At 52.0% G+C, this 17,872-nt stretch carries 13 protein-coding genes; 5 read left to right on the top strand and 8 right to left on the bottom strand.

Annotated elements, in window-relative coordinates; translation table 11 throughout:
• Positions 1-12 precede the first annotated feature (12 nt).
• On the bottom strand, positions 13-2,121 hold the full coding sequence (gene rlmKL, locus ABIB59_RS05430) for a bifunctional 23S rRNA (guanine(2069)-N(7))-methyltransferase RlmK/23S rRNA (guanine(2445)-N(2))-methyltransferase RlmL (RefSeq protein WP_354034353.1): 2,109 nt from the start codon (positions 2,119-2,121) through the stop codon (positions 13-15).
• A 99-nt stretch (positions 2,122-2,220) separates the two neighbouring features.
• Here rlmKL and ABIB59_RS05425 point away from each other — a divergent pair, with 99 nt between their 5' ends.
• Positions 2,221-3,330: a YcbX family protein gene (locus ABIB59_RS05425; protein WP_354034351.1), complete on the top strand. Its 1,110-nt coding sequence runs from the start codon at positions 2,221-2,223 to the stop codon at positions 3,328-3,330.
• On the opposite strand, the gene zapC is transcribed toward ABIB59_RS05425, so the two are convergent.
• Together zapC and pyrD are read right to left on the bottom strand one after the other, a co-directional pair.
• Positions 3,327-3,869 carry a cell division protein ZapC gene (zapC, locus tag ABIB59_RS05420; RefSeq protein ID WP_039078575.1) on the bottom strand — a complete coding sequence of 181 codons (543 nt, stop codon included), beginning with the start codon at positions 3,867-3,869 and terminating at the stop codon, positions 3,327-3,329. The two genes, ABIB59_RS05425 and zapC, sit on opposite strands and share 4 nt — an antisense overlap.
• A gap of 168 nt (positions 3,870-4,037) precedes the next feature.
• The gene (gene pyrD, locus ABIB59_RS05415; RefSeq protein WP_354034348.1) at positions 4,038-5,048 is read right to left on the bottom strand and encodes a quinone-dependent dihydroorotate dehydrogenase; all 1,011 of its coding nucleotides are present in this window, start codon (positions 5,046-5,048) and stop codon (positions 4,038-4,040) included.
• 247 nt (positions 5,049-5,295) lie between these two features.
• Here pyrD and ssuE point away from each other — a divergent pair, with 247 nt between their 5' ends.
• Positions 5,296-5,877 carry an NADPH-dependent FMN reductase gene (gene ssuE, locus ABIB59_RS05410; protein WP_039078573.1) on the top strand — a complete coding sequence of 194 codons (582 nt, stop codon included), beginning with the start codon at positions 5,296-5,298 and terminating at the stop codon, positions 5,875-5,877.
• A 67-nt stretch (positions 5,878-5,944) separates the two neighbouring features.
• Here ssuE and pepN read toward each other — a convergent pair whose 3' ends face one another.
• The gene (gene pepN / locus ABIB59_RS05405) at positions 5,945-8,557 is read right to left on the bottom strand and encodes an aminopeptidase N (protein WP_039078572.1); all 2,613 of its coding nucleotides are present in this window, start codon (positions 8,555-8,557) and stop codon (positions 5,945-5,947) included.
• 267 nt (positions 8,558-8,824) lie between these two features.
• On the opposite strand from pepN, the gene pncB reads away from it, so the two are divergent.
• Positions 8,825-10,027, top strand: coding sequence for a nicotinate phosphoribosyltransferase (gene pncB, locus ABIB59_RS05400; RefSeq protein WP_071194680.1), 1,203 nt, complete (start codon positions 8,825-8,827; stop codon positions 10,025-10,027).
• 72 nt (positions 10,028-10,099) lie between these two features.
• On the opposite strand, the gene ABIB59_RS05395 is transcribed toward pncB, so the two are convergent.
• The 4 genes from ABIB59_RS05395 to dpaL all read right to left on the bottom strand — a co-directional run bounded on the left by ABIB59_RS05395 (position 10,100) and on the right by dpaL (position 15,170).
• Positions 10,100-11,263, bottom strand: a complete 1,164-nt coding sequence (locus ABIB59_RS05395) for a M20 aminoacylase family protein (protein ID WP_079496807.1) — start codon at positions 11,261-11,263, stop codon at positions 10,100-10,102.
• Positions 11,264-11,282: 19 nt separating this feature from the next.
• On the bottom strand, positions 11,283-12,521 hold the full coding sequence (locus tag ABIB59_RS05390; RefSeq protein WP_354034345.1) for a Zn-dependent hydrolase: 1,239 nt from the start codon (positions 12,519-12,521) through the stop codon (positions 11,283-11,285).
• A gap of 27 nt (positions 12,522-12,548) precedes the next feature.
• Positions 12,549-13,838: an SLC5/6 family protein gene (locus ABIB59_RS05385; protein ID WP_354034343.1), complete on the bottom strand. Its 1,290-nt coding sequence runs from the start codon at positions 13,836-13,838 to the stop codon at positions 12,549-12,551.
• A 117-nt stretch (positions 13,839-13,955) separates the two neighbouring features.
• Positions 13,956-15,170: a diaminopropionate ammonia-lyase gene (gene dpaL / locus ABIB59_RS05380; RefSeq protein ID WP_079496810.1), complete on the bottom strand. Its 1,215-nt coding sequence runs from the start codon at positions 15,168-15,170 to the stop codon at positions 13,956-13,958.
• Positions 15,171-15,499: 329 nt separating this feature from the next.
• On the opposite strand from dpaL, the gene ABIB59_RS05375 reads away from it, so the two are divergent.
• Positions 15,500-15,961 (top strand): Lrp/AsnC family transcriptional regulator, encoded by a 462-nt coding sequence (locus tag ABIB59_RS05375; RefSeq protein WP_165159737.1) that lies wholly within the window; start codon positions 15,500-15,502, stop codon positions 15,959-15,961.
• A 192-nt stretch (positions 15,962-16,153) separates the two neighbouring features.
• Positions 16,154-17,554: an asparagine--tRNA ligase gene (gene asnS, locus ABIB59_RS05370; RefSeq protein ID WP_354034341.1), complete on the top strand. Its 1,401-nt coding sequence runs from the start codon at positions 16,154-16,156 to the stop codon at positions 17,552-17,554.
• Positions 17,555-17,872: the final 318 nt, after the last annotated feature.

Genomic DNA, 17,872 nt, shown 5'->3' with positions numbered 1-17,872 from the left:
CTATTTATCCTTTCAGGCTGCGGTAATCAGCCAGCAGTTGTGGATCTGACGGTTACGGGCGAAATCTTGCGACTGCGTTTTTTGGGTAATTTCTTGTGCTTTGAGCCCAAGCGTAGCCAGCCCTTCAGTATCCATACGGAAACCGCGTTTGTTGTTTGAGAACATTATCGTGCCGCCTTTACGCAGCAAACGTTTAAGATCTTTCATCAGTGCCAGGTGATCGCGCTGGACGTCGAAAGAGTCCTCCATACGTTTTGAGTTCGAGAATGTAGGGGGATCGATAAAAATCAGATCGAACTGCTCGTCACTTTCACGTAACCATGCCAGTACATCGGCCTGTAGCAGGCGGTGCGGACGACCTGTCAGACCGTTGAGACGCAAATTGCGCTCCGCCCACTCCAGATAGGTACGCGACATATCCACGGTCGTGGTGCTGCGCGCGCCGCCAAGCCCCGCGTGTACACTCGCGCTGCCGGTGTAAGAGAAGAGATTCAGGAAGTCTTTCCCCTTACTCATCTGGCCCAGCATACGGCGTGCGATACGGTGGTCGAGGAACAGGCCCGTATCAAGATAGTCCGTCAGGTTCACCCACAGTTTGGCGTTGTATTCGCTAACCTGAATAAATTCACCCTTTTCATTCATCTTCTGATACTGGTTATTGCCTTTCTGCCGCTCACGGGTTTTCAGCACCAGCTTGTTCGGCGCAATACCCAGCACGGCGATGGTAACGGCAATGATGTCAAACAGACGCTGACGCGCTTTTTGCGCATCAATGGTTTTGGGCGGCGCGTACTCCTGCACTACCACCCAGTCACCGTAGCGATCGACAGCCACGTTATAATCCGGTAGATCGGCATCGTACAGGCGGTAGCATTCGATGCCTTCCTGACGCGCCCATTTTTCCAGTTTCTTAAGATTTTTACGCAGACGGTTGGCATAATCCTCAGCCATTACCGGCGCTTTTGCTTCGCCGGTGTTTTCCGCCAGGTGGTAGTTTTTCTGCACGCAATCCAGCGGGCCATTTTTAGCCTTGAACTGACGGTCAGCGCGCAATTGCAGGCAGTTAAGCAAATCGACAGAGGCGCTGAACAACGACAGATTCCAGCCGCCAAACTGCGATTTTAACGTCCGACCAAGCAGGCTATGCAGGGCAATCAGCGCCGGTTCGCTCTCCAGACGCTCACCGTACGGGGGGTTGCTGATAACAGTGCCATACGGCCCTTTTGGCAGCGGGTTGCTTAACTGCGCCACGTCTTTTACGTCGAAAGTGACCAGCTCGCCAACGCCAGCACGGCGGGCGTTACGCTGCGCGCGCTCAATGACACGAGGATCGTTATCGGAGCCATAAAAATGCGATGTGTAATTAGCCAGCCCAGCCCGCGCGCGGGTCTGCGCCTCGGCTTTCACTTCCTGCCAGATTGCCTCATCATGTTGAGCCCAGCCGCCAAAGCCCCAGCGACCGCGGTGTAAACCTGGTGCACGGTCGGTAGCCCACATGGCCGCTTCGATCAACAAAGTGCCGGAACCACACATCGGATCAAGCAGCGGCGTGCCCGGCTGCCAGCCAGAGCGCATCACAATCGCCGAGGCGAGGTTTTCTTTGATTGGCGCCATACCGGTGCCATCACGGTAGCCACGCAAATGCAGCCCTTCACCACTCAGGTCGAGCGCAATGCTGGCTGTCTCTTTGTTCAGCCAGACGTTGATGCGTAAATCCGGCGATTCACGATCAACATTCGGACGCGGCAGATTTTTGCGCGTAAAGCTATCGACAATGGCGTCTTTTACTTTCAGCGCGCCATACTGACTGTTACGAATTTCTTCATTCAGGCCGCTAAAATGCACCGCAAAGGTGGCGTTCGGGCTGAAAATCTCCGTCCACGGAATCGCCTGCACGCCGAGATAAAGGTCCAGATCGCTGTAAACCTTACACTCACTGAGCGGCATCATGATGCGCGAGGCCAGACGACTCCACATCAGGCTTTGGTAAATCAGCCGTGTGTCACCATGGAAATGGACGCCCCCCTGAACCACCCGGCACTCTTGCCCGCCCAGGTTTTCCAGTTCAGTTTTTAATAGCTCTTCCAGCCCACGGGCCGTACTGGCAAACAGAGAAATCATAAAATCACTTATCGATGAAGAAAATTGTTGCGCATTATAGCCAATCTGGCGTTCATGTCATAAAGTTGAGGGCTTATTTTCGTTCACAGAGGAAATGACGTGGCTACCCTTTCGCGTCTTTTTATCCATCCAGTGAAATCCATGCGCGGTATTGGCCTGACGCATGCCCTGGCAGACACCAGCGGGTTATCCTTTGATCGCATTTTTATGGTGACCGAAGCGGATGGCACCTTTATTACTGCACGACAGTTCCCGCAGATGGTCCGTTTTATTCCTTCTCCGCTGACGGATGGCTTGCATTTAACCGCACCTGATGGCAGCAGCGCCGTGGTGCGTTTTAATGATTTTGCGCCTCAGAATGAGCCAACGGAAGTATGGGGGAATCATTTTACTGCCCGGGTTGCACCCGAACACATCAACCAGTGGCTCAGCGGTTTTTTTGCTCGAGATGTTCAGCTTCGCTGGGTGGGGCCGCAAACCACGCGCCGGGTAAAACGTTACGAGGATATTCCGCTCTCATTTGCTGATGGCTTTCCGTTTTTATTGACCAACGAAGCCTCATTACGTGATTTACAAAACCGCTGCCCGGCAAGTGTACAAATGGAGCAGTTCCGCCCTAACCTGGTGGTCACCGGTGCCAGTGCATGGGAAGAGGACTCGTGGAAAGTAATACGCATCGGTGATGTCGTCTTTGACGTGGTGAAACCGTGCAGCCGTTGCGTTTTTACCACCGTCAGTCCCGAACGCGGGCAAAAACATCCCGCTGGCGAACCCCTGGCAACCCTCACCCGTTTTCGCACTGCGCAAGATAATGGCAATGTTGATTTCGGTCAGAACTTAATTGCCCGCAATAGTGGGGTCGTCCGGGTAGGTGATGAGGTCGTGGTCCTTTCCAGTGCACCCGCTAAACCCTATGGCGCAGGACAGGCTGTTGAGTCTGTAGAACAAGAACAGAAAACAGAGGACGTGGTAGATATTGTCTGGCAGGGGAAAAGCTTTCGCGGTAACAATCAGCAAATCTTGCTTGAGCAACTGGAAAACCAGGGGATACGCGTGCCCTATTCCTGTCGGGCGGGCATTTGCGGCTGCTGTCGCATTCGCCTGATTGAGGGTGAGGTCAGCCCGTTGAAAAAATCAGCTATTGCGCAAGATGGTTCTATCCTGAGTTGTAGCTGTGTACCAAAAACCTCCGTTCGCCTGGAAAGTTAAACGGCCTGTTCAAAGCTGAAACTGGCAGCACTGAGCTGCGGTTTCAGCCTGTCATTCATGATCTTAATGGGATCGCCTAATTGCATCGTGCGCCCGGCGATAACCACACCCGGCTGGGCCAGCAGACAAAGTGCGGCATTTTCACCCGGTTCAACGACCAGTAAACTCACCTCTTCGCCGCTGTCGCTCATCACGACGCTCGCAGCTTCTCCCGCACAGGGAGACCACGGCTGATTGTAGCTGGTAAAGTGCCAGCTTTTTGGCATTTGCGGCTTCAGAAAACGAATGGCCACCAGTGCGTTAAGCACCAGCTCGGCACGTTGTTCGTTAGAGAGCATCAGATCGCGGCATTTTTCATCAAAGGAGAAGTATAAGGCGGCATCGTCTACGCAAAATCCGCAGGGGGAAAACGCATCCGGGGTAAGCATTTTACGGGCAAAACGTGAGCGAAATAACATGCCATTGGCCAGATCGAGCATCATACGATCGTGCTCGTCATCAAAATACCAGCGCCAATTATCGTCAGGTTTAATTCGCATTTCGTTCCCCTCTCTCCGTAAACATCCCTTTGCCTTTTTCATCCTTTGCCGTTTCGCTTATTACGCTAAATAAGCAAAGACTAAAATGTACAAATTAGCAACAATCACGGAATATAAAACAACCAGGGCCGGAAATAAAGCCCTGGTTGTCCGATAGTGAGCAAAAGATTAGATATGGGTAACGATTTCTTTAATCAGTTGCGGTCCTTTAAATATAAAGCCGGAATAAATTTGTACCAGTGATGCTCCCGCGTCCATCTTCTCGCGCGCGGCAATCACGGAGTCGATGCCACCCACGCCGATAATCGGTAAGCGGCCATTTAATTCCAGGGACAGGCGACGAATAATTTCGGTGCTTTTTAATTGCAGCGGACGGCCACTTAACCCACCCGCTTCATCACAATTTTTCATTCCGCGAACCAGTTTTCTGTCCAGCGTTGTATTGGTGGCAATGACGCCATCAATATTATGGCGAACTAAACTGTCGGCCACCTGGATCAATTCTTTCTCGGAAAGATCCGGGGCGATCTTCACAGCAACAGGAACATATTTATGGTGGGTCTGATGAAGCTCATTCTGCTTATTTTTAATGGCACCCAGAAGGTCATCCAGCGCTTCGCCATATTGTAATGTTCGCAGGCCCGGCGTGTTTGGCGAGGAAATATTAATCGCAATATAACCGGCATAGGCATAGATTTTTTCCATACAAATCAGATAGTCATCTTTGCCGTTTTCAACAGGCGTATCTTTATTTTTGCCAATATTAATACCCAGCACGCCGTCAAAATGCGCTTTTTTCACATTCTCAACCAGGTTATCAACGCCCAGATTGTTGAAGCCCATACGGTTGATCAACCCTTCTGCGTCGACCAGGCGGAAGAGGCGCGGCTTGTCATTGCCCGGCTGCGGGCGCGGCGTCACGGTACCGATCTCGATCGCGCCAAACCCCATAGCACCCAGCGCATCGATACATTCACCATTCTTATCGAGGCCAGCGGCAAGTCCCAGTGGGTTTTTAAACGTTAGCCCCATGCACTGTACCGGTTTTTCCGGCACACGCTGACGCACCAGTGCCTCTAGCGGCGTACCCGTAATGCGGCGTAATTGTTGAAAAGTAAATTCATGAGCGCGCTCGGGGTCGAGCTGGAAAAGGGCTTTACGAACGAAGGGGTAGTACATGAACTCTCCTGGATTCCCGGTGTGCAAACCGGGGGCGTATTATCTTTGATTAGCCGAAGAAATGGAATTGACCTTGGGCAAAAAAAGGTGAACTGAACGCAATCGTTTTCTTATCCTTTTCTGCATATTCGTTTTTTAACGTGTTTTCACTAAAAAAATCATTTAGCGGAATATAAAACCTCTGCGACACTGAGAAAATAGTTATCGATGTTTGATAAAACGAAGCAAATGGTTATAAGGAGTGAATATGCGAGTTGTTACCCTGGCGGGAAGCCCGCGTTACCCTTCCCGCTCAAGCGCCCTGCTGGAATACGCGCGCGAACGCCTGACGGCCCTTGATGTTGAAGTGTGTCACTGGCATTTGCATAACTTTGTCCCGGAAGATTTGCTCTACGCCCGCTTCGACAGCCCGGCGCTGCAGACACTGCTCGAACAATTACATGAGGCCGATGGGCTGATCATCGCTACCCCGGTGTACAAGGCCTCCTTTTCCGGCGCGCTAAAAACCCTGCTTGATCTGTTCCCCGAACGAGCGCTGGAAGGCAAAGTGGTTCTTCCGGTCGCCACTGGCGGTACCATTGCACATATGCTGGCCGTGGATTATGCGCTTAAGCCAGTTCTGAGCGCATTGAAAGCCCAGGAAGTGTTGCATGGCGTCTTCGCCGATGACAGCCAGGTGGAGGATTATCAGCATAAGCCACGCTTCACCGCGAATTTGCAGACGCGTCTGGACAGTGCCCTGGAAACATTCTGGCAGGCCTTACACCGCCGTGACACGCAAGTCCCCACCTTCGGTGCTCATATACCGGGTGTTGCCAGAGCCTCGTAATAAAAAACCGGGTCGCGCTGTAGACGCTAACCCGGCTTGTTATCACCCAGGGCCTGCCCGCTGAATGTTATGCCAGCGCTTTGCTGATTTTCTCAAACAGATCGCCTGACAGATTCGGCAATGCTTTGAGTTGCTCAAGCGCCGCACGCATTTTTTCCTGACGTTTCGCATCGTAACGTTTTAAACGAATCAGCGGTTCAATCAGGCGGGAAGCCACCTGCGGGTTACGGCTGTTCAGTTCTGTCAGCATTTCGACCATGAACTGATAGCCGCTACCGTCTTGCGCATGGAATGCTGCCGGGTTGCTGCTGGCAAACGCGCCAATCAGTGAACGCACACGGTTCGGGTTGCTCATCGTAAACGAACGGTGTTTAAGCAGACCGCGCACGGTTTCCAGCACATTTTGTGCCGGGCTGGTGGCCTGCAGAATTAGCCACTTGTCCATCACCAGACCATCCTGATGCCATTTGTCATCGTATTCCTGCATCAGCGCATCACGGCACGGCAGTTGGGCGGCAACCGCGGCAGACAGCGCCGCAAGCGCATCCGTCATGTTATCAGCATTGTGATACTGCTCGCTTACCAGCTTATCGGCCAGTTGCGCGTCGCCGAAAGCCAGATAACGCAGACAGGTATTACGTAAGGCACGTTTACCGATATCCGCATGTTCCACGCGGTAGGTATCCAGCTTATTGGCGTTATAAACGGCCAGCACTTCATCTGCCAGTTCGGTGGCCAGGGTGCGGGTCAGCGCTTCACGTACCGCCACGATGGCTACCGGATCGATAACGTCAAACAATTCGGCAATCTCATTTGCCGACGGCAGCGTCAGAATTTCCGCAGCCAGCGCCGGATCGATGTGTTCGTCCAGCAGGATCGCGCGGAACGCATCGGCAACGTGCAGTGGCAAAGACAGCGCCTGCCCCTGCTGATGGCGGGCAACGTTGAGCTTAATGTGCGTCGCCAGCAGACTCTGTGCGGCATCCCAGCGAGAGAAATCATTGCTGGCGTGGCGCATCAGGAACGTCAGTTGCTGATCGCTCCATTTATATTCCAGTTTCACCGGCGCGGAAAACTCACGCAACAGCGACGGCACGGGCTGGAAGTAGACGTTATCAAAGACAAAAGTCTGTTCTGGCTGGGTGACATTCAGCACATGATGCACCGGGTGACCGTCTTTCTGCAGCGGGATAACCTTGCCTTCATTATCATAAAGTTCAATATCAAACGGGATGTGTAGCGGGTGTTTCTCCTGCTGTTCCGCTGTAGGCGGCGTACGCTGGCTGATGGTGAGCGTGTACTGCTCGGTCGCCGGGTTGTAATCGTCATGTACCGTGACAATCGGCGTCCCCGCCTGGCTATACCAGCGACGGAAATGCGACAAATCGATATTTGAGGCATCTTCCATTGCCTGGACGAAATCATCACAGGTTGCGGCGCTACCATCGTGACGCTCAAAATAGAGCTGCATCCCTTTCTGGAAATTCTCTTCACCCAGCAGGGTGTGGATCATGCGGATGATTTCTGAACCTTTCTCATACACCGTCAGGGTGTAGAAATTGTTCATTTCAATCACTTTATCCGGGCGAATAGGATGCGCCATCGGGCTGGCGTCTTCGGCGAATTGCAGCCCGCGCATGGTACGGACATTATTGATACGGTTTACCGCACGGGAACCCAGGTCCGAGCTAAACTCCTGGTCGCGAAACACAGTCAGCCCTTCTTTCAGGCTGAGCTGGAACCAGTCGCGACAGGTCACGCGGTTACCGGTCCAGTTGTGGAAATATTCATGACCAATCACCCGTTCGATATCAAGATAGTCTTTGTCGGTCGCGGTATCGGTACGGGCGAGCACATATTTGGAGTTAAAGACGTTGAGGCCTTTATTCTCCATCGCGCCCATATTAAAGAAGTCCACGGCGACAATCATATAGATGTCGAGGTCATATTCGAGGCCAAAACGGGTCTCGTCCCATTTCATGGAGTTCTTGAGCGAGGTCATTGCCCACGGCGCGCGGTCAAGGTTGCCACGGTCAACGAAGAGTTCCAGTGCAACTTCACGCCCGGAGCGGGTTGTAAAGGTATCGCGCAGCACATCAAAATCACCCGCCACCAGCGCAAACAGGTAACACGGTTTCGGGAATGGATCCTGCCATTGCACCCAGTGACGGCCATTATCCAGCTCGCCCTGGTCCACGCGGTTACCGTTAGAGAGCAGGTAAGGATAGGCAGCTTTGTCGGCGATGATTTTAGTGGTAAACCGCGCCAGAACATCAGGGCGATCCAGGTACCAGGTAATATGGCGGAAACCTTCTGCCTCGCATTGGGTACAGAGTGCTTCGCCAGACTGATAGAGGCCTTCAAGCGCAGTATTCGCAGCCGGGCTGATTTCATTCACGATACGCAATGTGAATCGTTCAGGCAGGCCGTCAATGACCAGGTGATTGTCTTCTTCTTTATATTGTGTCCATGGCTGGTCGTTAACATGGATTGACACTAACGTCAGGTCTTCGCCATTCAGACGCAATGGCACTGGAGAGGCGCTATGACGCGAAATAGTGCTCAGCGCAGTGACAACGGTTTTTGCGGCATCCAGGTCAAAGGTCAAGTCAATATCGCTAATCAGGTAATCCGGCGCACGGTAGTCGTGGCGGTATTTGGCTTGTGGCTGTTGTGTCATAAAAAACCTTTAGCATCTTCTGTTTGGTTACGTCTCCAGTCTATTCCTGTTGCGTAAATCCCGCCACGCAGAATGTTCATCTTTTCAGGGAGAAAAGCTCACTATGCTACATTTTAGTAACACGCGGCACGAAATGCCCTCGACCCGTTTTGCGCCTTATGGTGTGATCGGGGTTCAATAAATCAATAAACAAGGTATACTCCAGCGGTTTCCACCTGCTTTGTTTATTGTACTAAACGCTCCTGTGAGAGGATGCTACGGCGCACCATGACACGACTCGCTCCCCCTGCTCTGCAGACGCTGCTGGATACTGATGCCTACAAATTGCATATGCAACAGGCGGTGTTCCATCACTATTACGATGTGCATGTCACAGCGGAGTTTCGCTGCCGCGGCGACGATCTTCTGGGCATTTATGCCAGCGCAATTCGCGAAGAAATTGACGCGATGCAACATCTGCGCCTGCAGGAAGACGAATACCAGTGGCTGTCCGGCCTCCCCTTCTTCAAAGCGGATTACCTGCAGTGGTTACGTAATTTCCGTTATGACCCGTCGCAAGTGACTGTCATTAATGATAATGGCAAGTTGAACATTCGTATGTCCGGGCCATGGCGTGAGGTCATCATGTGGGAAGTGCCGCTACTGGCGGTGATTAGTGAACTGGTGCATCGCTGCCGCTCTCCACAAGTGGGTGTTCAGCAGGCCCTGCTACATCTTGAAACGAAACTGGCAGATTTTGCTAACCGCACCGCAGAGCTGGATATGTCAGGCTTCCGTCTGATGGATTTCGGCACGCGCCGCCGTTTCTCGCGCGATGTACAGTACGCTATCGTGGAACGTCTCAAACAAGAACCGTGGTTTATTGGCACCAGTAATTACGATCTGGCGCGCCGTCTGTCGCTTACGCCAATGGGAACTCAGGCGCACGAATGGTTTCAGGCGCATCAGCAAATCAGCCCGGATCTGGCTACCAGTCAGCGTGCTGCGCTGGCCGCGTGGCTGGAAGAGTACCCGGAGCAACTTGGTATTGCCCTGACAGACTGCATTACCATGGATGCCTTCCTGCGTGATTTCGGGCCGGTGTTTGCACAACGTTACCAGGGGCTGCGCCATGACTCAGGCGACCCGGTGGAATGGGGTGAAAAAGCCATCGCGCATTATGAGAAGCTCGGCATCGATCCGTTATCGAAGACGCTGATTTTCTCAGACAATCTTGATCTGAATAAAGCACTGGATCTCTACCGCCACTTCGCCTCCCGCATCAAACTGGGCTTCGGTATTGGCACGCGGCTGACCTGCGACATTCCACATGTGAAGCCGTTGAATATCGTCATCAAGCTGGTTGAGTGTAACGGCAAACCGGTGGCGAAGTTGTCTGACAGCCCGGGAAAAACGATTTGTCACGACAAAGCGTTTGTGCGTGCGTTACGCAAAGCGTTTGACCTGCCGCAGGTGAAGAAAGCCAGCTAACGTTCTGACAGAACAAAAGAAGCGTCCCGATATGGACGCTTTTTTTATGCCTGATTCCCGGCGTTATTCTGTTTAAAGAGGCAGACGTGTTCTGATGACCTCGGCGAAATATTCCGCCCCGGTCACCAGGATGTCGTCGTTGAAATCGTAACAGGCGTTATGCAGCGGCGTTGCGCCTTTTGCATCGCTGTCGTCACCGTTACCCAGGAAGATAAAGCAACCAGGGATGTGCTGTAAAAAGGCGCCGAAGTCTTCAGAAATCATCATCTGCTGAACGTTGCCGTCGACGTTTTCTTCTCCCACCACGTTCTTCGCCGCGTTCACCGCCACATCCACGCAAACCTCGTGATTCACCGTCGGAGCAAATTCGTGGGTGTAGGAAAATTCACACTGCGCCCCGTGCATGGCGCAAATGCCCTCGCAAATGGTACGCATCCGCTCTTCAAGCAGTGCCTGTACCTGTGGTGAATAGCTGCGCGTGTCGCCTTTGATTTCAACATGCCCGGGGATCGCATTACGGATGCCATCCGTGTGCAGTTCGGTGCATGAAATCACCGCCGGGACGTTGGGATCGACGTTACGCGAGACAATCGTCTGCAACGTGAGAATGATCTCCGCCGCAATCACCAGCGGGTCTTTGCTCATATGCGGACGTGCCGCATGGGAACCCTGCCCCTGAATGCGAATAACAAAGTTGTCTTCGCTGGCCATAATGCCACCGACGCGGGTCGCTATCGTCCCGGCTTTCATCCCGGGCATATTATGCAGGCCGTAAATCTCTTCGATACCAAAACGGGTCAACACACCATCGACCATCATCGCGTTCGCACCATAGCCGGGTTCTTCTGCAGGCTGAAACACAAAGCACACCGTGCCGTTAAAGTTTTTGCGCTGAGCCAGTAACTGCGCTGCCCCCAGCGCAATAGAAGTGTGTCCGTCATGGCCGCAGCCATGCATCCGTTCAGGCGTGGTGGAACGGTAGGTATGTTCGCCCTGCTCGGTAAGTTGGATGCAGTCGATATCAGCGCGAATGCCAATAACACCTTTACCTTCACCGCATTTCAGCACCCCCACCAGCCCGGTTTTGCCCAGATTGCGATGAACTTCGATCCCCATTTTCTCAAGCTGCTGTGCAATAAATGCCGATGTTTTGACCTCTTCAAATGCGCTTTCGGGATGTGCATGAAGATGATGACGCCATGCCATTAACTGCTGTTTTAACTGTTCCTGATTCATAAATTCTCCGGTCATGTCGTTAGTCTGTTCTCTGGGCGCGCGTTAAGACCACCTGCAGCAATACGTTGCCGCCGGCGATCAGGTCTTTCGCGTCGGTATGTTCTTTGACGTTATGGCTGATACCGCCGACACAGGGCACGAATATCATCCCGGCCGGGCAAACGGAGGCCATAAACTGCGCATCATGGCCTGCGCCGCTGGGCAATCGCCGATAGCTCAACCCTTGTGACCGGGCTTCATCCTCAACGGCATCCACGATCTCATCGGCGAAAATCACCGGCTTAAAGCGCACCAGTGAACGTGTTGCGACCGCCACGCCCTCTTCCTGCGCCGTTTTGGCAACATAGTCTTTCAACTGACTTTCAGCGCGCTGTAGTGCATCGTTATCGGTATTGCGTAAATCCACCGACATGACGACATGGTTGGGGATTACATTGATGAGATTGGGTTTAAAGGTCATATGCCCGACGGTAGCTACCTGATTACCGCCAAACTCTTGCGCCAGTTCACGGGCAAAAACCGCCACTTTCGCCGCCACCAGCCCCGCATCGTGGCGCATCGCCATCGGCGTCGTACCTGCATGGTTTGATACGCCGCTAAAGGTGAATTCACTCCATGAAATCCCCTGCACGCCAGTGACAACGCCGATATCAATGCCGTCTTTGTCCAGAATCGGCCCCTGCTCGATATGCAGCTCGACATAGCTATCAACAGCCATATTGCCAGGCTGGTGGTCACCTTTGTAGCCAATCCCGACAAGCGCTTCATCAAGCGTGATACCATCCAGATCTTTGGCTGCTAATGCCGTCTCCAGCGGATAGTCACCGGCAAACACCACGCTGCCCATCATATCCGGCTGGAAACGCACGCCTTCCTCATTCGTAAAGAAGGTCACCGCAATCGGGCGTATGGGGCGAATACCCGCTTCCTTAAGCGTGGCAATCACTTCCAGCCCGGCCATCACGCCGTAATTACCATCGTAAAGGCCGCCGGTCCCCACGGTATCAATATGCGAACCCATCATGACCATCGGGAGGTCGCGTTCACCAGCATAAACACCCGTCACATTACCAATGGCATCAACGCGGATGGCAAGCCCCAAGGCCTGCATGCGGGCAACCACAAAGTCCCTGCCCGCTTTATCTTCCGCCGTCGCGGCCAGGCGGCAAACGCCCCCACCCTCCAGCGCGCCGTATTTGCCCAGCTCGAAAAGTGAATCAACCAGTCGTTGACCGTTGATCTGCAGATGTTGACTCATATTGCTGTTTCCCTCTTTATCGTGTCTTTACTTCGCCATGCCGTAGAAGATGGCGGAGACCGTAATCAGGCCGATAACCGTGACAAAAACGTTGCTGATTTTGCCCCGGTACGGTGCCAGTACGGGCAGTTTGTGGATGGCGTACATCGGCAACAGCAACAGAATCGCCGCACCGGTCGGCCCGCTGATGCTTTCAATAATTCCCAGAATGCTGGGGTTTCTCCAGGCGGCGAACCAGCAGGTCGCAACCATAAAGATAAAAATCATGCTGTCCACCAGGCGGATCCCCGGTTTCTTTCCTTTCGATCTGGCGGCTTCAACGATCATGTCGCGTAAGGATTCATAAGCGCCGATGTAATGGCCGAGAAAGGATTTCGTGATGGCAACAAAGGCGATGATGGGGGATAGCCAGGCGATAATCGGGGTATCAAAGTGATTCGCCAGGTACGAAAGGATGGAAAGGTTTTGCGCTTTGGCTTCTGCCAGTTGCTGAGGTGATAAACTCAACACGCAGCTGAGGACAAAAAACAGCACCACAACTACCATCAGCACAATGCCATAGCGTTGAATTTGTTCGCATTTTTTGTCGGCCGTTTTCAGTCCATAGCGTTGTTTCTGGCGCACCACCAACGGCGAGATAATCGGATAGTGATTAAACGACATCACCAGCACTGGAAACGTCATCCATAGCGTCATCAGAATGCCGTGCCCCTCCCCCACATGGCTCAGGGTCGTAGTCTCAAGAATGGCACCATTCCACTGAGGAATAAGAAACAGCGCCATAAAAATCAGCGAGATAATGAAAGGATACACCAGCGTGCTCATCACGCGCATGATGAACTGCTGGCCCAGGCGCACAATAAACATCAGCCCAAGGATAAGCGCGATAGCCACCAGCGCCCTCGGGGGTTCCTCCATGCCCAACTGGTGCGTAATAAAGCTTTGCGCCGTATTGGTGATGGCAACCGCATACATAATCAGAATGGTATAGATGGCAAAGAAATAGATAACCGTGAATGTTTTCCCAGCCAGGGCACCAAAATGTTCACCAATTACATCGGTGATGGTGCTTTCCGGCGTGCTGGAGGAGTAGATAAAGCGCGCCAGGCCACGGTGAGCCAGGTATGTAATCGGAAAGGCTAATGCAAACACAATCAACAACGGCCAGACCCCCCCGATGCCGGCGTTAATGGGCAAGAAAAGCACGCCTGCACCAATAGCCGTGCCAAATAATCCCAGGACCCAGACGGTGTCCTCGCCGTGCCATTTTTGCGGATTGCTTATTTCATTTTCTTCAAGGGTCGCTATATTTTTCATAGGTGATGTTCTCTTATTTTTTCCGCGTTATCGCGTCTTTTTATTTATTGTCAGGACGAGTAAAGTCTTAGGGCGTGTAGGGTAATATTGCCGCCCCATTTTTATGCATAAGAAATATCAGGCGCTGCGACCAAACCATACGATATCTTCATAAACATCCGGAGAGGTATCGCCTTCCGTACTAATAAGCAGGACACGCGATTGTTTATTCAGGTTCAGGCGTTCTTTTAATTCCTTGTGACATTGATTGCTCATCAGTTCATAAATAAACCCGGTGCCAATAGCGCCTGACTCCCCGGAAATAAAAGCGTCATCGGTTCCCGGCCGCGGCGCGGCTAAAATACGCATCCCGTTGGCCGCCAGTCGGTCATCTGCTGAAATAAAACAGCTCGTATAATCACGAATCATCGGCCAACTGGTGATATTGGGTTCACCACAGGCTAACCCCGCCATCAAGGTTGCCATATCGCCACCCACACTATGGGGTTGCCCGTCATCGATCATGGCCGACTGGTACAGGCAGTCTGCTTTGCGCGGCTCGACGATGATGATGGTGGGGGCCTGCGCTTTCATTCTTTCAATAAAGTACCCCATGATGCTCCCGGCGAATGAGCCAACCCCCGCCTGCAAAATCAGATGCGTTGGCAGAGGTTCGCCGCGCTCTTCAAGTTGCTGCCAGGATTCAATCGCTAAGGTCATGTAGCCCTGCATGACCCATGTTGGGATCTGTTCATAACCTTCCCACGCCGTGTCCTGCAGCAATACCCATCCGTGCTCTTGCGCTTGCTGATGGGCGAAACGCACGGTGTCATCATAGTTCAGTTCGGTAATGGTACATTCGGCACTGTGGTGGCGGATGTTCTGCGCGCGGATAACCGAGGAACCTTTTGGCATATAAACAACCGCTTTCAGTCCCAGTTGTTCTGCAGCCCATGCGATCCCGCGCCCATGATTGCCATCTGTCGCCGTCACGAAGACGATATCGGCGATCTGCTTTTTCATTTCGGGTGAATTCAACGCGGCAAAGGTGAGCTCGTTAATGTCACGACCGATTTTTTCAGCCAGATATTTCCCTACCGCATAAGAGCCGCCCAGACTTTTAAAGGCATTAAGGCCAAAACGCTGTGATTCATCTTTAATATGAATCGCCCCCAGCCCCAATCGCTGACTTAAAAAAGGCAAATTGCGCAATGGGGTCACGGAATATTGTGGAAATTTCTTATGAAAAGACAATACCTCGTCAGCCACTGACGAATTTAATAAACTTAAATCAGTACCTGAACCATACGTTTTTCGGCGGTCGTTAAATTTATATTTAATGATTTCCGTCATACAAATACCTTTTCTCCCACGAATATCATGTTTAGTTGAATACGATGTAGAATCGTAACGGATAAAATGATTGCTCAAGCAGCGTCATCAAAAAAGAATGCGGATAATTAAATAAACATCAGGACCAGACCGCGTCGATAAATGCATTCACTTTCAGCGCTCGCTATTTCAATCATGTTTATTCCACTGGTTGAAATGGTACTATGCTTGTGGCTGTTAAATGACGCAAAATTGCCCGAAACCATGCAATTTTCACTCTGATTCACCACCTAAGCGCAACAAAATTGCGTGAAGTGATCTGAATCACAAAAATGAGGGAGTTCAAAATGATGTCGCTCGATGCCTGGGATAAAAAAATTCTGACCCTTCTGCAACGCAACAATCGTCTCTCGCAGCGAGAAATTGCCGACCTGGTGAATTTGTCCGCATCGGCGGTAAATCGACGTATTGCCGCACTGGAAGAGGCCGGGGTCGTGAAGGCGAATGTCAGCATCGTGGACGCCAGTAAAGTCGGGAGGCCGATCACCATCATGGCGCAGGTGATGGTGGCTAATGAGCGTCTCGATTTATTAGAAGAAGACCGACAGCGCTTTGTGAATTGCCCACAGGTGCAGCAGGTTTACTACGTGACAGGTGATTTTGATTTCCTGCTGGTGATAAATGTGCGCGATATGGCCGAATATGAAATGCTGACCCGCGAGCTGTTTTTTGTCTCGGGCAACATTAAATCATTTAAGACGATTGTCTCAATGCAAAATGCCAAGCAAGAAATGACCGTCTTGATCGAATAATGCATGCTTGCACCGTTGGTAAAATGCGCCCCACCATCACGCTCTTCACGTTGAGAAAAGATTAATTTCCGAAATCCCCCTTTTCGCTGCGAATTCTACTTGTCTGATGGCGCTCGCCAGGTAACATAGGTATCCCCCCTTTGTGGGCGGACAAACGATGATCTTTTCCAGACAATTAACAGAGAGAATATTATGAGCGTTGTGCCTGTAGCCGACGTACTCCAGGGCCGCGTTACCGTTGACCAAGAAGTCACCGTGCGCGGATGGGTACGTACCCGCCGAGATTCAAAAGCTGGCATCTCCTTCCTCGCCGTTTATGACGGCTCCTGCTTTGATCCTGTACAGGCTGTCATTAATAATTCTCTGCCCAATTACAATGAAGAAGTTCTTCATCTGACCACCGGCTGCTCCGTTGTTGTCACTGGCAAAGTGGTGGAGTCCCCCGGTGAAGGCCAGAGCTTCGAGCTGCAGGCGACTCAGGTAGAAGTCACCGGCTGGGTTGAAGACCCGGACACTTACCCGATGGCGGCGAAACGCCACAGCATCGAGTATTTGCGTGAAGTGGCGCACCTGCGTCCGCGTACCAACCTGATTGGCGCTGTCGCCCGTGTTCGTCATACGCTGGCGCAGGCGCTGCACCGCTTCTTTGATGAGCAGGGTTTCTTCTGGGTTTCCACGCCGCTGATTACCGCATCTGACACCGAAGGTGCGGGTGAAATGTTCCGCGTATCGACGCTGGATCTGGAAAACCTGCCGCGTAACGATCAGGGTAAAGTCGATTTCGACAAAGATTTCTTTGGTAAAGAGTCTTTCCTGACCGTATCGGGCCAGTTGAACGGCGAAACTTATGCCTGCGCGCTGTCCAAAATCTACACTTTTGGGCCAACGTTCCGCGCGGAAAACTCCAACACCAGCCGTCACCTGGCGGAATTCTGGATGCTGGAGCCGGAAGTGGCATTTGCCGATCTGGAAGATAACGCCCGTCTGGCGGAAGCGATGCTGAAATATGCCTTCAACGCAGTTCTGACTGAGCGTATGGATGACATGAGGTTCTTCGCTGAACGCGTTGATAAAGATGCAATTGCCCGTCTGGAGCGTTTTGTTGCGGCTGATTTCGCGCAAGTGGACTACACCGACGCCGTGACCATTCTTGAAAATTGCGGTGAGAAGTTTGAAAACCCGGTTTACTGGGGCGTTGACCTCTCTTCCGAGCATGAACGCTACCTGGCCGAGAAACACTTTAAAGCACCGGTCGTTGTGAAAAACTACCCGAAAGACATTAAGGCTTTCTATATGCGCCTTAACGATGACGGTAAAACCGTAGCAGCGATGGATGTTCTGGCGCCGGGCATTGGTGAAATCATCGGCGGCTCGCAGCGTGAAGAGCGTCTGGATGTGCTGGATGCGCGTATGGCTGAAATGGGTCTTAATAAAGAAGACTACTGGTGGTATCGCGATCTGCGCCGTTATGGCACCGTACCGCATTCAGGTTTCGGCCTGGGCTTTGAGCGTCTGATCGCTTATGTCACCGGCGTGCAAAACGTACGTGATGTTATCCCGTTCCCCCGCACACCTCGTAGCGCCACGTTTTAATGATAAAAGCCAGCATATGCTGGCTTTTTTTGCTCTTCATTATTCCTTCACCCTAACCGGGACATCGTGGACCGGTTAACGCTTCCCTATCTTTATCGGCCTTTTATCTGTGAAATACTTCTGAACAAAAAATAAAGCATACTTAAATTGTGGGTTAGTTTTATCTCATCTGATAGCACGTCTGGATAAAAATCGCACAGCTTTCCAGACGGCTAAAAAGGTCGGTGAGAAAAAGCAAGATGAGAATGGTTCCTGTACAAGATTCACCCTTATCTCAATTAAACATAAGCAATTCATATATATAGTTATGAGGTCGTT

This window comes from Citrobacter sp. UYEF32, assembly GCF_040546205.1.
Taxonomy (GTDB): Bacteria; Pseudomonadota; Gammaproteobacteria; order Enterobacterales; family Enterobacteriaceae; genus Phytobacter; species Phytobacter diazotrophicus.
Note: the sequence above shows the minus strand (reverse complement) of the source record. Positions and strands in the feature narration are given on the sequence as shown.

Coding starts and splice junctions, on each gene's coding strand:
- ABIB59_RS05390 (WP_354034345.1), bottom strand. CDS start 12,521: ATGAGTCAACATCTGCAGATCAACGGTCAACGACTGGTTGATTCACTT.
- ABIB59_RS05385 (WP_354034343.1), bottom strand. CDS start 13,838: ATGAAAAATATAGCGACCCTTGAAGAAAATGAAATAAGCAATCCGCAA.
- pncB (WP_071194680.1), top strand. CDS start 8,825: ATGACACGACTCGCTCCCCCTGCTCTGCAGACGCTGCTGGATACTGAT.
- ABIB59_RS05375 (WP_165159737.1), top strand. CDS start 15,500: ATGTCGCTCGATGCCTGGGATAAAAAAATTCTGACCCTTCTGCAACGC.
- dpaL (WP_079496810.1), bottom strand. CDS start 15,170: ATGACGGAAATCATTAAATATAAATTTAACGACCGCCGAAAAACGTAT.
- pyrD (WP_354034348.1), bottom strand. CDS start 5,048: ATGTACTACCCCTTCGTTCGTAAAGCCCTTTTCCAGCTCGACCCCGAG.
- zapC (WP_039078575.1), bottom strand. CDS start 3,869: ATGCGAATTAAACCTGACGATAATTGGCGCTGGTATTTTGATGACGAG.
- asnS (WP_354034341.1), top strand. CDS start 16,154: ATGAGCGTTGTGCCTGTAGCCGACGTACTCCAGGGCCGCGTTACCGTT.
- rlmKL (WP_354034353.1), bottom strand. CDS start 2,121: ATGATTTCTCTGTTTGCCAGTACGGCCCGTGGGCTGGAAGAGCTATTA.
- pepN (WP_039078572.1), bottom strand. CDS start 8,557: ATGACACAACAGCCACAAGCCAAATACCGCCACGACTACCGTGCGCCG.
- ABIB59_RS05395 (WP_079496807.1), bottom strand. CDS start 11,263: ATGAATCAGGAACAGTTAAAACAGCAGTTAATGGCATGGCGTCATCAT.
- ssuE (WP_039078573.1), top strand. CDS start 5,296: ATGCGAGTTGTTACCCTGGCGGGAAGCCCGCGTTACCCTTCCCGCTCA.